The organism is Pseudomonas sp. NY15356 (assembly GCF_048068175.1).
Taxonomy (GTDB): domain Bacteria; phylum Pseudomonadota; class Gammaproteobacteria; order Pseudomonadales; family Pseudomonadaceae; genus Aquipseudomonas; species Aquipseudomonas putida_K.
The window spans coordinates 133,889-149,896 of the sequence record NZ_JBLUPW010000009.1 but is presented as its reverse complement, the minus strand read 5'-3'; the positions used below and the strand labels follow the sequence as shown (position 1 = coordinate 149,896).

Annotated in this window: 21 protein-coding genes and 1 tRNA gene; 3 read left to right on the top strand and 19 right to left on the bottom strand. The window is 63.2% G+C overall.

Going from position 1 to position 16,008, the window contains the following annotated elements:
- Nucleotide 1: 1 nt before the first annotated feature.
- The 5 genes from ACNFCI_RS10135 to ACNFCI_RS10115 form a co-directional block, all read right to left on the bottom strand.
- Nucleotides 2-1,426 carry a GGDEF domain-containing protein gene (locus tag ACNFCI_RS10135; RefSeq protein ID WP_416767942.1) on the bottom strand — a complete coding sequence of 475 codons (1,425 nt, stop codon included), beginning with the start codon at nucleotides 1,424-1,426 and terminating at the stop codon, nucleotides 2-4.
- A gap of 147 nt (nucleotides 1,427-1,573) precedes the next feature.
- Nucleotides 1,574-3,403 carry an SLC13 family permease gene (locus ACNFCI_RS10130; RefSeq protein ID WP_368829131.1) on the bottom strand — a complete coding sequence of 610 codons (1,830 nt, stop codon included), beginning with the start codon at nucleotides 3,401-3,403 and terminating at the stop codon, nucleotides 1,574-1,576.
- A gap of 173 nt (nucleotides 3,404-3,576) precedes the next feature.
- Nucleotides 3,577-3,975, bottom strand: a complete 399-nt coding sequence (locus ACNFCI_RS10125; RefSeq protein WP_084855678.1) for a glycine zipper domain-containing protein — start codon at nucleotides 3,973-3,975, stop codon at nucleotides 3,577-3,579.
- 71 nt (nucleotides 3,976-4,046) lie between these two features.
- The gene (locus tag ACNFCI_RS10120) at nucleotides 4,047-4,271 is read right to left on the bottom strand and encodes a hypothetical protein (protein ID WP_324819085.1); all 225 of its coding nucleotides are present in this window, start codon (nucleotides 4,269-4,271) and stop codon (nucleotides 4,047-4,049) included.
- A 187-nt stretch (nucleotides 4,272-4,458) separates the two neighbouring features.
- On the bottom strand, nucleotides 4,459-4,761 hold the full coding sequence (locus ACNFCI_RS10115; protein ID WP_368829130.1) for an RcnB family protein: 303 nt from the start codon (nucleotides 4,759-4,761) through the stop codon (nucleotides 4,459-4,461).
- Between the two features lie 117 nt (nucleotides 4,762-4,878).
- Here ACNFCI_RS10115 and ACNFCI_RS10110 point away from each other — a divergent pair, with 117 nt between their 5' ends.
- Nucleotides 4,879-5,229 carry a hypothetical protein gene (locus ACNFCI_RS10110; RefSeq protein WP_368829129.1) on the top strand — a complete coding sequence of 117 codons (351 nt, stop codon included), beginning with the start codon at nucleotides 4,879-4,881 and terminating at the stop codon, nucleotides 5,227-5,229.
- Nucleotide 5,230: 1 nt separating this feature from the next.
- Here ACNFCI_RS10110 and ACNFCI_RS10105 read toward each other — a convergent pair whose 3' ends face one another.
- The 6 genes from ACNFCI_RS10105 to ACNFCI_RS10080 form a co-directional block, all read right to left on the bottom strand.
- On the bottom strand, nucleotides 5,231-5,929 hold the full coding sequence (locus ACNFCI_RS10105; RefSeq protein ID WP_084855675.1) for a YoaK family protein: 699 nt from the start codon (nucleotides 5,927-5,929) through the stop codon (nucleotides 5,231-5,233).
- A gap of 16 nt (nucleotides 5,930-5,945) precedes the next feature.
- On the bottom strand, nucleotides 5,946-7,019 hold the full coding sequence (locus tag ACNFCI_RS10100) for a helix-turn-helix domain-containing protein (protein WP_084855674.1): 1,074 nt from the start codon (nucleotides 7,017-7,019) through the stop codon (nucleotides 5,946-5,948).
- A 115-nt stretch (nucleotides 7,020-7,134) separates the two neighbouring features.
- Nucleotides 7,135-7,902, bottom strand: a complete 768-nt coding sequence (locus tag ACNFCI_RS10095) for an SDR family oxidoreductase (RefSeq protein WP_084855673.1) — start codon at nucleotides 7,900-7,902, stop codon at nucleotides 7,135-7,137.
- A 16-nt stretch (nucleotides 7,903-7,918) separates the two neighbouring features.
- The gene (locus tag ACNFCI_RS10090; RefSeq protein WP_368829128.1) at nucleotides 7,919-8,986 is read right to left on the bottom strand and encodes a phosphotransferase family protein; all 1,068 of its coding nucleotides are present in this window, start codon (nucleotides 8,984-8,986) and stop codon (nucleotides 7,919-7,921) included.
- A gap of 204 nt (nucleotides 8,987-9,190) precedes the next feature.
- Complete coding sequence (locus ACNFCI_RS10085) at nucleotides 9,191-9,508, bottom strand: SCP2 sterol-binding domain-containing protein (protein WP_084855671.1); 318 nt, start codon at nucleotides 9,506-9,508, stop codon at nucleotides 9,191-9,193.
- 54 nt (nucleotides 9,509-9,562) lie between these two features.
- On the bottom strand, nucleotides 9,563-10,273 hold the full coding sequence (locus ACNFCI_RS10080) for a histidine phosphatase family protein (protein ID WP_224458761.1): 711 nt from the start codon (nucleotides 10,271-10,273) through the stop codon (nucleotides 9,563-9,565).
- Between the two features lie 196 nt (nucleotides 10,274-10,469).
- On the opposite strand from ACNFCI_RS10080, the gene sohB reads away from it, so the two are divergent.
- Both sohB and ACNFCI_RS10070 read left to right on the top strand, forming a co-directional pair.
- Complete coding sequence (gene sohB, locus ACNFCI_RS10075) at nucleotides 10,470-11,495, top strand: protease SohB (RefSeq protein ID WP_368829162.1); 1,026 nt, start codon at nucleotides 10,470-10,472, stop codon at nucleotides 11,493-11,495.
- 153 nt (nucleotides 11,496-11,648) lie between these two features.
- A tRNA-Cys gene (locus ACNFCI_RS10070) sits at nucleotides 11,649-11,722 on the top strand.
- Nucleotides 11,723-11,818: 96 nt separating this feature from the next.
- On the opposite strand, the gene ACNFCI_RS10065 is transcribed toward ACNFCI_RS10070, so the two are convergent.
- The 8 genes from ACNFCI_RS10065 to ACNFCI_RS10030 all read right to left on the bottom strand — a co-directional run bounded on the left by ACNFCI_RS10065 (nucleotide 11,819) and on the right by ACNFCI_RS10030 (nucleotide 16,007).
- Nucleotides 11,819-12,871, bottom strand: a complete 1,053-nt coding sequence (locus ACNFCI_RS10065) for a tyrosine-type recombinase/integrase (protein ID WP_416767941.1) — start codon at nucleotides 12,869-12,871, stop codon at nucleotides 11,819-11,821.
- A 1-nt stretch (nucleotide 12,872) separates the two neighbouring features.
- Nucleotides 12,873-13,118 carry a DUF4224 domain-containing protein gene (locus tag ACNFCI_RS10060; RefSeq protein WP_416767939.1) on the bottom strand — a complete coding sequence of 82 codons (246 nt, stop codon included), beginning with the start codon at nucleotides 13,116-13,118 and terminating at the stop codon, nucleotides 12,873-12,875.
- Between the two features lie 39 nt (nucleotides 13,119-13,157).
- Nucleotides 13,158-13,481 carry a hypothetical protein gene (locus ACNFCI_RS10055; RefSeq protein ID WP_084859344.1) on the bottom strand — a complete coding sequence of 108 codons (324 nt, stop codon included), beginning with the start codon at nucleotides 13,479-13,481 and terminating at the stop codon, nucleotides 13,158-13,160.
- 56 nt (nucleotides 13,482-13,537) lie between these two features.
- The gene (locus tag ACNFCI_RS10050; RefSeq protein WP_416767938.1) at nucleotides 13,538-13,738 is read right to left on the bottom strand and encodes a hypothetical protein; all 201 of its coding nucleotides are present in this window, start codon (nucleotides 13,736-13,738) and stop codon (nucleotides 13,538-13,540) included.
- A gap of 94 nt (nucleotides 13,739-13,832) precedes the next feature.
- On the bottom strand, nucleotides 13,833-14,033 hold the full coding sequence (locus ACNFCI_RS10045; RefSeq protein ID WP_416767936.1) for a hypothetical protein: 201 nt from the start codon (nucleotides 14,031-14,033) through the stop codon (nucleotides 13,833-13,835).
- A complete protein-coding gene (locus tag ACNFCI_RS10040; protein WP_416767935.1) occupies nucleotides 14,030-14,383 on the bottom strand; it encodes a hypothetical protein in 354 nt (117 codons plus the stop codon). The genes ACNFCI_RS10045 and ACNFCI_RS10040 overlap by 4 nt, the downstream gene beginning before the upstream one ends.
- The gene (locus ACNFCI_RS10035; RefSeq protein ID WP_416767934.1) at nucleotides 14,380-14,799 is read right to left on the bottom strand and encodes a hypothetical protein; all 420 of its coding nucleotides are present in this window, start codon (nucleotides 14,797-14,799) and stop codon (nucleotides 14,380-14,382) included. The genes ACNFCI_RS10040 and ACNFCI_RS10035 overlap by 4 nt, the downstream gene beginning before the upstream one ends.
- Nucleotides 14,800-14,882: 83 nt before the next feature.
- Complete coding sequence (locus ACNFCI_RS10030; RefSeq protein WP_416767932.1) at nucleotides 14,883-16,007, bottom strand: hypothetical protein; 1,125 nt, start codon at nucleotides 16,005-16,007, stop codon at nucleotides 14,883-14,885.
- Between the last annotated feature and the right edge of the window lies 1 nt (nucleotide 16,008).

The following is a 16,008-nucleotide window of genomic DNA, read 5'->3' as shown; positions in this document are numbered from 1 at the left end:
GTCATATCGCTTGGCGCTGGGCCTCGGCCTGTTCGACGCGGTTGCGGCCATCGGCCTTGGCCCGGTAGAGCGCCTGGTCGGCGCGGGCCAGCAAGGTGTCCAGGTTCACTGCACGCTGTTCGGGGGCGCAACCGGCCACGCCGATGCTGACGGTCACCTGCAGGTGCTGCTCGGCCTGGACTACGCGCAGGTCCTGCACGGCACGGCGCAGGCGTTCGGCGGTGAACTTGGCTTGCTCCGGTGCAAGGCCAGGGACGATGATCACGAATTCTTCGCCGCCCAGGCGGGCGAACAGCTCGCCTTCGTGCAGCTGGTCTTGCAGGGTGCGGGCGAACTGGCGCAATACCTGGTCGCCCACGGCATGGCCATGCTGGTCATTGATGCCCTTGAAATGGTCGATGTCGAGCATCATCAGGGTCAGTGGCAGGGCCTGGTCATGTTGTTGACGGCTGTCGAGCAGGGCCATGGCGCGTTTGGTGAAGGCGCTGCGGGTGAGGGCACCAGTCAGGTGATCCACCGTGGCCTGGTGTGCCAGGCGTGCCAGCAGGCAGCGGTTGGCCTGGCTGACACAGGCCACCACCAGCGGGCCGAGCACCAGCATGGCGATGCCCAGGCGCGCCGACATCAACGTGGTGACCCCAGGCACGCTCTGCGGCAGGCTGAAATGCATGAGACTCTGGGCCACGGCGACGATCAGCGTGGTGCCGGCGGTGAAGGCCAGCACGCACACCAGGAACGGTGAGTAGATCCAGGCACACCAGAGCAGCGCCGCGATGGGAAAGGCGATGGCGCCTGGCCCGCCGAATGCGATGCCCAGGGCCAGGGAGGCCAACAACACCAGGATGGGCGTCACACGGATCGCCTGGGTACCACCGCGTACCAGGGTTCGCAGGTTCGGTGCGGTGAGCAGCATCGGCAGCACCAGCACGTTGGTGGAAAACTGCTCGCTGAACCAGGCCAGCCAGGTGGCCCGCAGCGACTCCTGGAACCACGGCGCTGCCACCACGCAGGCCAGGCTCGCCGCCACCATGGCGCTTGCGGCACAGGCGCCGAATACCCATAGCACGCCCTGTGGCGTGCGCATGCGCCGGTGCACACGGGGCAAGCGCGACAATACCTGCCAGAGGGTGGCGATCACGCTCAGGTTGCACAGATTGAACCACAAGGCAGGCTTCCACGCGCTGCCACTGGCCAGGTCGGCGGCGACCATGGCTACCCAGATGAGCACGAAGCCCCTTGCACTCGCCTGGCGCGGATAACGCAGCAGCAGGCCGGCGAGCACGGCGTTCACCGGCCAGAACAGCGATAGGGATTCGATCGGCCGGGCCAGGATGCCGCTCACGGTCAAAGCGAACGTCAGGCCGAACAGGACCAGGAGGGGAAGCAGGCGCGACTGGGCTGGAAACACCATGGGCTCGACCGGCAAGCGGGAACTGAATCCAGGAAAACGACCGAAGGCACCTGGGGCAATATCGTGTCAGTGTGTTTCGAGAGCGGGGACAATGTCAATTAGCTGGTGTCCTGTCGGTCGAAATGTGAACACATTGATTTTTCGTCGGTTTCTTGACGTCAGCTAGAGTCCGAAGAACCATGGCACCATGAACACCGTGACCAGCATCACCAAGAAGGTGAACGGCACCCCGACCTTGACGAAGTCGGCGAAGCGGTACTGGCCTGGCCCCAGCACCAGGGTATTGACCGGGGAGGACACCGGCGTCATGAACGCTGCCGAGGCTGCCAGGGCCACGGTCATGGCGAACGGGTAGGGCGACATGCCCAGTTGTTGCGCGGTGCTGATCGCCACCGGTGCCATCAATACCGCCGTGGCGGTGTTGGAAATGAACAGGCCGATCACGGCGGTAACCACGAACAGGCACGCCAGGATCGCGCTCGGGCCGGCGCCGCCCAGCACGCCGACCAGGCCGCTCACCGCCAGGTCGATGCCGCCGGTTCGCTGCAGGGCCAGGGCGAACGGCAGCATGCCGACGATCAGCACCAGGCTTTGCCAATGAATGGCGCGATACGCGCTGTCCATGTCGATGCAGCGCCCGGCGCCCATCAGCACGCAACCGATCAGGGCGGCCACCACATTGGGCACGGCGCCGCTGACCATCAGGCCCACCATGACCGCCAGGCTCAGCAGCGCGAACGGCGCCTGGGTGCGCGCCGGCGCCACCTGGTCGATTTCCGCAGGCAGGCTCAACACCAGGAAGTCCTGGGGTTGGCCTTGTAACTGGCGTACGGCCTTCCAGGGCCCCACCACCAGCAGTGTGTCGCCCAGGCGCAGTTTTTCCTCCACCAGCTGCGCCTCGATAGCGGTTTGCTCCCGGCGCAGGCCGACCACGTTCAGGCCGAAGCGGCTACGAAAGGCCAGTTCCAGGATGCTCTTGCCGATCAATTGCGAGCCGGGCGGCAGGGAAACCTCGGCCATGCCCAGCTCCTGGGATTGGTCGATGAAGTAGGCCGCCTTGAAGTGCAGGGGTTCGAGCTGCATGGTCTGGCACAGGCTGCGCAGGTCGTCGAGGTTGGCGAAGAGGTCGAGCAGCAGGACATCGCCCTGTTGCAGCACGGTGCTGGAGTCGGCCGCGATGACCCGGGTGGTGAACTTGTGCTGGCGCTCGATGCCGATCACGTTGGCGCCATGGCGGGTGCGCAGTTCCAGTTCGCCCAGGGTATGGCCGACCAGAGGCGAATGAGGGCGAATGCGCAGGCGTCGCTCGCGACCGTTGAGCTTGTAGTCCAGCACCAGGTCGAGCAGGGTGCGGCGGGTTTCCACACGGCCGTCCTTGCGCACTTCGCCGCTGAGCCAGCGGCGGGCGAACAGCATGTAGCCAATGCCGAGCACCAGCACCACCAGGCCGAACGGGGTGAAGCTGAAGAAGTTGAAGCCCTGCTCGCCATGGCGCACCAGTTCACTGTGCACCACCACGTTGGGCGGTGTGGCGACCAGGCTGAGCATTCCGCTGATCAGCCCGGCGAAGCTCAGCGGCATCATCAGCCGGCTGGGCGAGAGTTGCAGGCGCGCGGCAATGCTCAATACCACTGGGATGAAGATCGCCACCACGCCTGTCGAGCTCATCACCGAGCCCAGGCCGGCCACGGCGATCATCAGCAGCACCAGCAGGCGCGCTTCGCTGTTGCCGGCGCGTTCGCTCATCCATTCGCCGATCCGGTAGGCGATGCCTGTGCGCACCAGGCCTTCGCCGATCACGAACAGCGCGGCGATCAGCACCACGTTGGGGTCGCTGAAACCGGCCAGGGCCTGCTCGATGGTGAGGATGCCCGAAAGCGGCAGGGCGAGAATCACCAGCAGGGCGACCACGTCCATGCGCGGGCGGTTGACGACGAAGAGAAAGACGACGATGGCCAAAAGGCCGAGGACCCAGAGCAGCTCATGGTTCATGGAGAGGGGTGATCCTTCACGCGAGGGGCACGGTAGAGAGTAGCGCTAGTGTGCCGACGTGTGGTGAAGGAGGTATTGATGCACTGCAAGGCTGCAGTCTGGATGACGGGCTTTCGGTAGGCGCGGCCTCGTGCCGCGAGAGGGCTGCGCAGCAGCCCCCTGCGTACGATGGATCAGTGGCGGTGACGACGGTGGTGGCGGTGGCCGTGGTCGCGGTCGTTGTCACCGATGTGGTTACCCAGGGCACCGCCTGCAGCACCACCAAGGCCTGCGCCGATGGTCGAACCGGTGGAGCCGCCTACCGCACGGCCCAGTACCGAACCACCGGCCGAGCCCAGGCCGCCACCGATGGCCGCTTCGGTTCGGTTGCCTTTGCGGGCACCGACCGCGCCGCCGGCCGCACCGCCCAGGCCTGCGCCAATGGCAGCACCGGTGCTGCCGCCGATCTGTTGGCCAACGATGTTGCCCAGGGCGCCACCCAGGCCGCCGCCGATGGCCGCGGTGCCGTCGCCGGCAAATGCGCCCTGGCAGAGCAGCAAGCCGAGGGCAAGGGAAGGCAGAGTCAGACGCATGATATGAACCTCAAAGGAATCATCAGGGTAAAAGTGCCGCGCCACGGCGGCGGGTCAGGTTGGTAGTGGTATCAATCATCATCGTCGTCGCGATCACGGTCGCGGTGACGGTAGTAACGGTCGCGACGGTCCCGGTCGCGGTAGCGATGGTCATCGTCATCGCGGTCATAGCGGTAGTAGCGATGGTCGCGATCACGGTCCCGCCAGCCATAGTCATCATCGTCGTAATGGTGGTAGCAGCCACTCAGCAGCAGCACGGTGGCAATCAACGAAAAGCTCGCAATACGCTTGATCACGATATAGGTCCTTGATCCGCAAAGGTTTACGGGGTACTTCGTGAGACAGGCATCGCTCGATTTGGTTTCTTGCGCGCGCAAGTTTTTCCCGCGCCAGCGATAAGCGGCATGGGTTCGATCGCGAAAGGGCCCGGGCCAGTGCCGGTGCGCAGGTCACCAGGGTTGGCGGACTTGCCCGGGCGTGGGGTCAGGTGGCGGGCTGGATGGCGAGGATCACGCCATTGGTGGTCTGCACCAGCACGTAATGATCGGCCAGGCGTACCCAGTGGCTGTCCGTTTCCGGTGCAGGCAGGCCTTTGGCGCGCCAGTCGCGCACGGCCAGTTCGTGGCGTTTGTATTGGTCCGGCGCCTTGTCGCCGATCTTCAGTTCGCGTTCGGTGTGCGGTGCGGTGACGCTTTCCTCTGGCGCACCCGCCGCGGTCGCTGCCAGGGGCAGGCAAGGCAAGGTGGCGCCGAGCAGCAGGGCATACAGGGTTTGGCGTGGCTTCATGGAGGGCTCCTTGTAAGCAGGGCATGGCCTATTTGCGACAACGGTTCGCGCAGGACAATTCACTCGTGCTGGCGCCAGTGCTAGAGTCGCCTTCTTTTTTGCCCCCGAGGATGGAACATGCGAGCAATTCTGCCGATCGCCGCAGCACTGGTACTGGCCGGTTGTGCTTCAGCGACCATGGACGCCGCGCGTAACGGTGCGCCGACCGCCCAGCTCGACTCGGCCAAGACGCCCGACCTTGTCGCCCAGTGCATCCAGTTCAGCTGGCAGGAAGAGGCGGCATTCGGTGTCGATGCCAGCGGCTACCTGGCACCGCGCAAGCAGGGCGGCTTCACCGTCTATACCCGTGAAGCGGAGTCGTTCGCCGACATCTACCCGCAGGCCGGTGGGACCCGCGTCGACTACTACGCGCAAAGCAACGACACCAACGCCTTGCGCCGTCGCGCTGCCGCAGCGACCTGCCTGTGATTCAGCGCGGCATGTAGCGCAGCTGCCAGCGCCGCGGGATCTTCAGCGAAACCAGGCCCAGCAGCAGGGCCAGCAGGGCGCTGGCGAGCAGGGCGGTGCGGTCGAAGCGCTGCTCCAGCAGGACCCCGGCGATGGCACCCAGAAACATGCCGCACCAAGGGATCAACTGCACCCGCCAGCCCAGCCGGCGTTGGCCCAGCAAGGTACGCCCCAGGCCTCGGCCGAAGCGTGACAGGGCGCCGGTGACGTAGGTCAGGCCAATCGGCAGGCCATTCACTTCCTCCACCACGGCGTTGATCATGCCCATGGCCGTGACCGCCGCCAGCAGCGCGGGCAGTTGCAGCAACGCCGGCAGCAAGGCAGCCAACACCAGCAGGGCGCCGATCAGGCTGAGCAGCGGCCAGGGGCGCCGGCCGCTTTTCGCCGCGATGATCACGCCCAGGGCGTTGCCCAGGATAAAGGCGCCGATCACCAGCACCAGGCGTAGCACCAGGCCCATCTCGGCGCTGCCCAGCGAGACGGCCAGTCGGGTGGTGTTACCACTCATGAACGAGACGAAATCGCCGGTGGCCATGAAGCCGATGGCGTCGGTCATGCCCGCCAGCACCGAGAGCCCGGCGACGAAATACAGCCCCACGGTGCCGCGGCGCTGCACATGGTTACGGCATTGGCCATTGGTCGACAGGCTCCCGGGCAGCATCGTCATGCTTCTCCGTCTAGTTCAGGCGAGCTTGCAGGCCGGCGATATGGGCCTGCAGGCGTTCATGTTCGTCGCGCTCGGCAGTGATGTCCTCGAACACGCTGATCAGGTGCTCGGGCTGGCCGTCGGCGTGACGTTGCAACGAGGTACGGGCACGCACCCAGATGTAGCGGCCATCCTTGTGGCGCACGCGTTTTTCCACTTCGTAACGGTCGATTTCGCCCGCCAGCATGCGTTCCAGCAGCACCAGGTTGCCGGGCAGGTCGTCGGGGTGGGTGAGCTGCTGGAAGGTCATGCCATACAGCTCTTGTTCGGTATAGCCCAACAGTTCGCAGAAGCTGCCGTTGACGCGGCTCCAGGTGCCATCCGGTTCGATGTAGGCCAGGGCGCCCCAGGCCAGTTCGAAGATGGTGCGAAAACGCTCCTCGCTCTGGCGCAGCTCCGCCTCGGCCACCTTGCGTTCGGTGACGTCCATGCTGATACCGACCATCTTCACCGAACGCCCGGCGCTGTCCTGTAGCACCGTGGCGCGCGAGGCGATCCAGCGCTGGCTGCCGTCGGGGCGGGTGATGCGGAAATCACATTCGCAGCGGGTGCCGCTGGCCACGGCGCGGGTGTACATGGCGTGCATTTGCATGGCGTCTTCGGGGGCCACGTGCACCCAGAAGTCTTCGTTGTGCCGTACTGGCCAGCCGTACACGTCTTCGACGTTGGGTGAATAGGTCACCTCGTCGCTGACCAGGTTCCATTCCCAGGTGACGATGCGCGCACCTTCCTGGGCCAGCTTCATGCGCATTTCGCTTTCCATGATCTCAGCGGTGTAGCGCCGACGTAGGTCGGTCATCGGCAACTCGACCACTTCGGCATGTTGCACGCTTTGCAGGGCCTCTTCGCCATAGCGCAGCCAGATCCAGTTGACCTTGAGAAAGTCCGCCAGCTTGCGCAGGTTGTCGTAGTCGATCTCGCCGCCGCGGGTCCATTTGTGCACGGCCGTGCGCGAAATGCCCAGTGCCGTGCCTACCGCCTGCAGGGTCAGCTTGTGGTGTTCGAGCAGTTCCTTGAGGCGAAAGGCAAAGCTGTTTTCCGTCATAGTCAGGATCCTGGGCTTGGGCCGAAGCCGGCAGTATACCTGAGCTGTAAACTTCAGGTTGACGGGTTGCGTCAACCTTTTTGTGCAGTTCCATGAGAACGGGCAAGCAGTACGGTCAGGACAGGTAGCCGCCGTCGACATTGAGCGCGGTGCCGGTGGTATAGCTGGACGCCTCGCTGGCCAGGTACAGCACCGCGCCGGCCATCTCGTTGGGGTTGGCCACGCGCTTGAGCGGGATGTGCTGCAGCGCGGCGTTGAGAATGGCGTCGTTCTTGACCAGGGCCGAGGCGAACTTGGTGTCGGTCAGCCCCGGCAGCAGGGCGTTGCAGCGGATACCGAACTGCGCGCATTCCTTGGCGAACACCTTGGTCATGTTGATCACTGCGGCCTTGGTCATCGAGTAGATGCCCTGGAACAGCCCCGGTGAGACCCCATTGATCGAGGCCACGTTGATGATGCTGCCGCCACCGTGCTCGCGCATCAGCTTGCCGGCTTCCACCGACATGAAGAAGTAGCCACGGATGTTCACGTCCACGGTCTTCTGGAAAGCGCCCAGGTCGGTGTCCAGCACATTGCAGAACTGCGGGTTGGTGGCGGCGTTGTTGACCAGGATGTCCAGGCGACCGAACTGTTCGCGGATGCCGGCGAACACCTGCTGGATCTGCTCCATCTCGCCGATGTGGCATGCCACGGCGCTGGCCTTGCCGCCTGCGGCGACGATGGCATCGGCTACGTGCTGGCAGCCTTCGAGCTTGCGGCTGGAGACGATCACGTGGGCGCCTTGCTGGGCCAGCAGGTGGGCGATGGCTTCGCCGATACCGCGGCTGGCGCCGGAGACGAAGGCGATCTTGCCGTCGAGGTCGAACAGGGTGGTCTTGGACATGCCGTTTTCCTTGTTGTCAGAGTGAGGACTTGCCGATCACCTGCAGGGCCATCTGCTCCAGCAGCCGGTTCATGTGGATGAACTGGGCGAAGCGCTTGTCCTGGGTCTGGCCGTGGTGGAAGCGGTAGTAGATCTGCTGGACGATGCCGGCCAGGCGGAACAGGCCATAGCAATAGTAGTAATCGAAATTGTCCAGGCGGATGTCGGCGCGCTCGGCGTAGTAATCGACGAACTGGCGGCGGGTCAGCATGCCCGGAGCATTGCTCGGCTGGCGGCGCATCAGCTGTACCGGCGGTGGGTCATTGGCCTCGATCCAGTAGGCCAGGCTGTTGCCCAGGTCCATCAGCGGGTCGCCGAGGGTGGTCATTTCCCAGTCCAGCACGCCGATGATGCGCATCGGGTTGTCGGCATCGAGGATCACGTTGTCGAAGCGGTAGTCGTTGTGCACGATGCCCGGGCGCGGGTGGTCGGCGGGCATCTTGTCGCGCAGCCAGGCGATCACCTGTTCCCAGTGCGGTGCGTCTGGTGTCAGGGCTTTTTCGTAGCGGCTGGTCCACCCCTCCACCTGGCGCTGCACGTAGCCTTCGGGCTTGCCCAGGTCGGCCAGGCCACAGGCCTTGTAGTCGACCTGATGCAGCTCCACCAGGCGGTCGATGAAGCTCTTGCACAGCGCCTCGGTGCGACTGGCGTCCAGGCCCAGGGACGGTGGAATGTCCGAGCGCAGGATGATGCCCTTGACCCGTTCCATGACGTAGAACTCGCTGCCGATCAGCGATTCGTCGGTGCAATGCACGTAGGCCTTGGGGCAGTAGGGGAAGCCGCTGTTGAGCTGGTTGAGGATACGGAACTCGCGGCCCATGTCATGGGCGGTCTTGGCCTTGTGGCCGAACGGCGGCCGGCGTAGCACGAACTCCTGCTCCGGGTAGGCGACCAGGTAGGTGAGGTTCGACGCACCGCCTGGGAACTGACTGATGATCGGGGTGCCGCTCAGCCCAGGCACATGGGCCTTGAGGTAAGGGTCGATGACGGCCGCGTCGAGTTCTTCGCCGGGACGTACCTGGGTGGACTGGTCGGTGAGCGTCATGCGTTTACCTTATTATCGAGCGCGAGGACTATTGGCTAATCTAATTTCCGTAGGCCCTTGGTACAAGCGTGCCAGCGGCTCGATAGATGCCGGTGTTGGCACGCGATCAGTAGGCCTGATGAACGCTTGGCTTCAGGCAGCGGGGCAAAAAAAAACCGAAGCCCATCGGCTCCGGTTCTTTTCATCGGCGAGTGCCCATGCCACTCAGGCCGGGAATAGCTCGCTGAGCTTCATCGACAGCATCATGTCGCCTTCGACGCGCAGCTTGCCGCTCATGAAAGCCTGCATGCCATCGGTATCACCGCTGACGATGCCCTTGAGGGTTTCGCTGTCCATGACCAGGGTGCAGTTGGCGTCCGGGTTTTCGCCTTCCTGCAGGTCGCAGGTGCCATCCTTGACGATCAGGGCGTAGTGCTTGTCTTCATCGGTGATGTTGAAACCGAACACCAGGTCCAGGCCGGCGGCAGCGGATGGGTTGAACTTCTCTTGCATCTTCTTGACGGCATCAGCTACGGAGGTCATGGCGCATTCCTTATAGAGTGATATTCACGTCCCCACGGGGACAACAGGCCGGGCTCATCGGTAGGTGACGAGCTCCGGCGTCCTCAACAGCTGCACATGGGCTTGGCTGTTGAAGGAAGCCAGTACCACGTCGCGGCCACGGAACTTCAAGTGGCTGAGCGATGTGTTGATGATCTGCCAGTTCAGCGCGAAGGCTTGGCTGGGGGTAATACGGGTAACCAGGTGGAGCAGGGCGGCGATGGTGCCGCCTGAGGTGAAGATGGCGATGTTGTCGCCGCTGTTGGCACCTTCGAGCACCCGCTCGAGGCCAGCCCCGACCCGGGCGGTGAACGCCTGCCAGGTCTCCAGGCCGTCGTTTTCATGTTCGCCGTCGTGCCAGCGTTGCACCATCAGGGCGAACAGGCGCTGGAACTCGCTGCGGTTGCTGGCGGCGTTGCGCAGGATATGCAGCGCTTCGGGCTCCTGCGGCAGCAGGCCGGGGAGCAGGGCGCGGATCATGCCGTCGGCGTCGAACTCGTTGAACGCGGCGTCGGTCTCAAGGGCGGGCGTGCGGCAGCCCTGGGCCTGCATGGCCTGAAGGGCCAGGCGTGCGGTGTCCTGCTGGCGGCGCAGGTCGCCGGCCAGGCAACGATCCAGGCGCAGCCCGAGCTGGGCCAGGTGCTCGCCCAGTGCGTGGCTCTGGCGTGCGCCCAGGGGCGAGAGGACATCGTAGTCGTCGGCGCCGAAGGAGGCTTGGCCATGTCGGATCAGGTAGATGTTGCCCACGTAGAGGTCCGGCCGATTGGAGTTGCTGCGAGGTTAGGATGCGACAGACAGGCTGTCAACGAAAAAACATACAAGCGTTTGAAAAGGTCGTTTGAACTGTGTTGCCAGCGTTTTCCCCGGCTGGCAGCGCCCCAAGCGCACCGGTATGCTTGCAACAGTTTCGCGCCCTGAGGCGCTGGTCTATCAAGGAGTCAATGTGGAGTTTCTTGCCGAGTACGCAAGCTTTCTCGCCAAAACCGCCACCCTGGTGATCGCCATCCTGGTGGTCCTGTCGGCTATCGCCGGCCTGCGGGGCAAGGGGCGGCGCAAGTCGGGCGGGCAGTTGCAGGTCACCCGCCTGAACGAGTTCTACAAGGATTTGCGCGAACGCCTGGAATCGGGCCTGTTCGACAAAGCCCAGCTCAAGGCCCTGCGCAAGCAGCAGGCCAAGGCGGAAAAACAGCAGAAGAAGGGCAAGGCCAAGGTCGAGGAGAAAGGCCGAGTGTTCGTCCTCGATTTCGACGGCGACATCAAGGCCTCGGCCACCGAGAGCCTGCGCAACGAGATCACCGCACTGCTGACCCTGGCCACCCCGCGTGACGAAGTGGTGCTGCGCCTGGAAAGCGGCGGCGGCCTGGTGCACAGCTACGGCTTGGCGGCCTCACAATTGGCGCGTATCCGCCAGGCCGGCATTCCGTTGACCGTATGCATCGACAAGGTAGCCGCCAGCGGCGGCTACATGATGGCCTGCATCGGCGAAAAGATTGTCAGCGCCCCATTCGCCGTGCTCGGCTCGATCGGCGTGGTCGCCCAGTTGCCCAACGTCAATCGCCTGCTGAAAAAGCACGACATCGACTTCGAAGTACTCACCGCCGGCGAATACAAGCGCACCCTGACCGTGTTCGGCGAGAACACCGAGAAGGGCCGGGAGAAGTTCCAGGAAGACCTGGACATCACCCACCAGCTGTTCAAGGACTTCGTCTCCCGCTATCGCCCGCAGCTGCACATCGATGAAGTGGCTACCGGCGAAGTCTGGCTCGGCGTCGCCGCGCTGAACCGCAAGCTGGTCGACGAGCTGCGCACCAGCGACGAATACCTCAGCGACCGCGCCCGTGAAGCCAACCTGTTCCACCTGCACTACGCCGAACGCAAGAGCCTGCAGGAGCGCATCGGCATGGCCGCCAGCGGCACCGTCGAGAACACCTTGGTGGGGCTGTGGAGCAAACTCGGCCGCCTGCGCTAACACCTTGAGCCCCTTGAAGATTTTTTATGATCAGGGGGTTGCAAGGTCCAAAGAATGTAGACATAATGGCGTCCATCGAAACGCAGCAAGCTTGAAAAAGTGCTGAAGTTTCAAGGAGATAGCGAAGCGTAAGCTGCTAGATCCGAACTTTGAGGCCGAGTAGCAAAGTGGTTATGCTCCGGATTGCAAATCCGTCTACGCCGGTTCGATTCCGACCTCGGCCTCCACTATTCAAAACCCCGTAGATCTAGGTCTACGGGGTTTTTCGTTATGGGCTGGAAAAGGCAGGAGTTCCGAAACAAAAAGCTAGGAGTTCCAAAACTTCAGCCTTTCGAGGGCTTGGCGATTGCTCCGACGCGACGGTAAACGCGCTGGGTGATTCCCTCTTTCGAGTGGCCCAGCAGCACGCTCGCATCGCCCAGGTCGTTGATCTCCGAGGCGGCTTTTGGACGGATATCGCGGAACTGGAACTGCGCTATGCGATTGGCCAAATCCGGCTTCTTCTCCAGCTCAGCTTCCATCCGGGCGGCCTCGCGGGCCTCGGCCCACCGATTGCGCAGCATTGGCCAGCTCATGCGCTTGCCATGCTCGTTGATGATGAAGAATGGCGATAGGTGCTGGCTGGTGCTGCGCATGATCCTATCGAGCAGCTGGCCCAGGCTGTTTCTCACACCATTCTCCTCCAGGATGATCCTCAGCCGCTTACCGGTCTTGCCTTGGCTGACCAGCAGATAGACCCCCTCCACATCATCCTTTCGCATGGAAAGTACGTCCGATGGCCGCTGGCCAGTCAGGTACGCCAGGTCCATTGCATCCTTCAGCTCCGGTGGAGCCTTCTCATACACCGCCTGCCACACCGTTTCGTTGGCGTAGAAGTCACGCGGTTTCTCCTTGTTTTTTCTCACTCCCAGGCACGGGTTGTCCCGGGTAGTGAGCCCCCATTCCCTTGCTGTGTTGAATACGTGAGAGAACAGAGCGATTTCCCTGTTGGCTCTGGTCTTCGCCGATCGTGAGTCCCGGTACTGCGCGATCATGGCCGGCGTGATTGCGTCGATCGGCGCCGTGTCGAACACGGCGCGCAGTTGCTTGAGCTCGTAGATATTGTCTTTCTGGGTCCGGGCGGCTTTGCCCGGGATGATCTTGCGCTCGTACTCGTCGAAGATCCCTTTCATAGTTGTGAGTTCTGCTGGTGTCGCTTTGGCTTCGAGGTCGGCCCACTTCAGTTTGGCTTGCACCAGGTCGGTACCGAGTGGGATTTCCTTGCCGGTCTGATCGCGGTAGTAGTACCCGACCCATATGGTTCCGTTCTTCCTGGTGCGCTTTCGCCGGTACATGCCCGGCGGCAGATCGCGGTTCTCGGTACTTCTGGGGCGCATTTCACTTTACTCGGGAGAAATCAGGGGTCCAGGCTGGCGCCGGGGGAGGGGTGGAAGCGACGGGCACGGTGTCGATCACAACGCCGCTGAGCTTCTGGCGGGCGTATTGGCGGCCTACAAGTGGCCTGCCACCGCGACTTTCGACGAAGTGCCAGCCTTTTTCTGTGAGCCATCGGCGCTGCCACGCCCTGGGTTTATAGCCGGTGATCTCCACCAGCTCTTCGTCCGAAAGAATCTCGGTTTCCATGGGATGGTCTCCACGCCGCCGGTGGCGGCAGGTTGGTGGTCAGTCGACCTGGTAGTAGACGTAGCAGTTGACGCCTTGGTCTTTCAGCGACTTATGCATTGCCTGTACGCCAGCGCTGTGCTGGTTGCCGATGCCTGGCCAAGGCGTATCCAGGTGCACGCCCTGCTGGTGGTAGCGGCTCTTCTTCTGAACGTAGCCGGGCAACCCCTGTAGCTGGCTGGCGCGAAGGCCCGGCACAGGAATCACTACGCGGTCCAAATTGGCGCTGCCGCCGTCGTCGGTGCACGCAGCCGCCGCAGCTTTGCCGGCCTCGATCGCAATTCGGACCTTTGCAGGAAGGGCGGCCAGTTCTTCTTTTGTCATGGCAAAGAGTCTCCTCGCCCGCGCATGTCGGCGGGCTTGAGTAGTTGGGGTAGGGGTTAGGCTTCGGTGATCGGCGCGGGAATGGCCTGGGCCTTCCACTCTGGGTCGATCTTCCAGGCAATGCAGGGCGGCTCGGTCTTGCTCTTGTAGCCTCCAAGCCAGTAGTAGCCGCTGTGCTTGGATGTCCCGCAGATACTGCAGGTGTGCCAGCTGCCGAAGCCTCGAGCAGAGAATGGCTGGTACTGGTGGTTGGTCATTGCCACAGTTCCTCTGGCGGATGAACCGGGCACGGCCAGCGCAGCGAGCCGTCGCCGGATGGGCAGGTGCAGGTCTTCACTTCGATCAGTTCGGTCATGGCCGCCTCTCCAATGTCAGTCCAAAGGGTTGGTAGTTGGGCGTTTTCCGCGCCCACTTGTAGCGCCCGCCGCCAGTCCAGCCAGCCTTGCCGGGGATCAGGATCGGCATCGACTCCCACCAGAACCATTCACCGTCACTGTCCTGGGCGAGCCATTCGGCCCACTCTGGCGCGTCGATCCAGTGTGGTTTACTCACAGCTGATACCTATCATCAATCCAGCGCCCAGGCGCGGCAGCAGGTGTAGGTTCGGGTTGGGTTTCGTGCGGGGAGAGCTGGCGCTCGTTGCCGGCCTGGTAGTTGCTTCCGGTAACGCCGCTCTGTTGCGAGCAGTTCTTCCCGCAACTCTCTTCCCACTGGGTGGAGCCGGCGCAGTTGGTGAAGTACCGTGCCCGGCCGCCGTCGTGGAATCGGTAGACGGTGCAGCCATCGACCTTGAAGAGCCGGTCGACCTTGAAGTCGGAACCGGCGCGCGTGGTTGATTCAGCTTCCCCCTGGCAGCCGGCCAGGGTAGCCAGGAGTAGGAGGCAGAGGGCGAGGCGGGTCATGACGCGCAGCCTCGCGATTCATCGATCAGACGGTCCAGCTCATCCGCGCTAGCCCACTCCCAGATATCATGGCCGACTTGCTTTTTTGCCATAACTTCTTGGGTTCGCTGTGGGTCGCGCAAGTAGCGGTACCGCTCTGCGTCAGACCGGAGGGCGCGAATTTCTGTAATCAGAGCCAGCACAGTTTCAGGATTGGCGCTGGCAATGAAATCGGCGTCTGGGTTCTGTGGGATGCCGCAAAGGCCAGTTCCCCACCAGCAGACCACCTGGCCGTCTGCGGTGTCGACTCCAGGGTTGGTGGAGCGATCTGAGCTACCAAACTCCATGCCGTCGGCGTGAACAACCCATGGGCCTGGACTGGCTGCACGGGCTTTCTGCTCAAGGCTTTCAAGGTCGATACGCGTTTCTTCAGACACAGGCATTCCTTGGCCGCCATATCGCGGCAGTGAATAGAGGGGAGAGGGGTTACAGCGAAAGGAGTACGGATGTACTCCAGTGGTCAGGATGGCTTGCGCTCCAGGGCGGCGCGGGCTTTCCAACCCTCCCACATGACTTCCTTGCCGAAGCGCATCGTGCTGACTTGGTAATGCTCAAGCCCGGCCTCCTGCTCTTTCAGCGTTCGGTCAAAGCAGGCCTCGAACTCCGCCCGCTCATCGCGCTCAACCGGCGCGCTCGGCTTGCACTCAGGGCAATCACTCCACGCTCCGGCATGCTCCGGATACTGCACAAGCGCTGAACCCGCGCATTTCCCGCACTTCGGAGCGCTCGGCTCTGCGCTGGCGGATAGGGCTGCACGAATGGCGGCATGATTTTCGATCAGCCACTCTACGGCGTCCTTGTTGTTGTCGCACCAAGAGCGGTCGCCCTCTAAGTATCCATCTGGCTGATCCTCATCGTTAGGGCGGCGGTCAACCGAAGTCGGCATGACAGGAACTGCACGCAGCAGCGCATCCCGCTCGGCCAGCTTGCGTTCGGCCTCATTTGCGTCTCCGACTGCGGAGTCTGCTCTGGCAGTTTCAGTGGCCAATTGGGCGCGCAGGGAGTCGAGTTCTGCGCGTTGATCGCAGACGACTTTCCAGTGCTTGCTGATGCCCTCGCGAAGCCGCTCAACCTCGCCAGGATCGGCGTGGGTGTAGAGATGCACAACCAGGTGCTCCGCCTTGTCCTTGAGCTGACGCAGCCATTCCTGGTCGATGATCATCGCGCAGGCGTTGCGATCTGCTCCGACTTCGACGCGCGCCACCGGCTCGCCCTGGTGCTCTTCGGCAGGCGCGATACCGGACATCGGCCCAATCGGTGTGATGGTCTTGACCGTCTCCGCCGCATCCCTCTCTGCCTCTTCTTTGGTCCACCAGATGGCAGTACCAACCATCCAGGCTATAGGGTCGGGGCGGGGCTGCGGGGCTGGCGCGAGCGCCTTGATGTGCGTCCGGCCGCCGAAGTAGTGCCAGTCGATCTTCCAGCCGGTGACTGCGGAAAGACTCTGGCAGATCGTCTCGGCCGCATGCTTTGGCACGTCGCCAACCAGGCAGGCGCTGACGCCATTCTTGAACACCTCATCTGCGCAGGGCGGCAGCTTGTCGCTGATCATCTCTGTATTGCTGGATCGGTTTTCTGTGGGCATG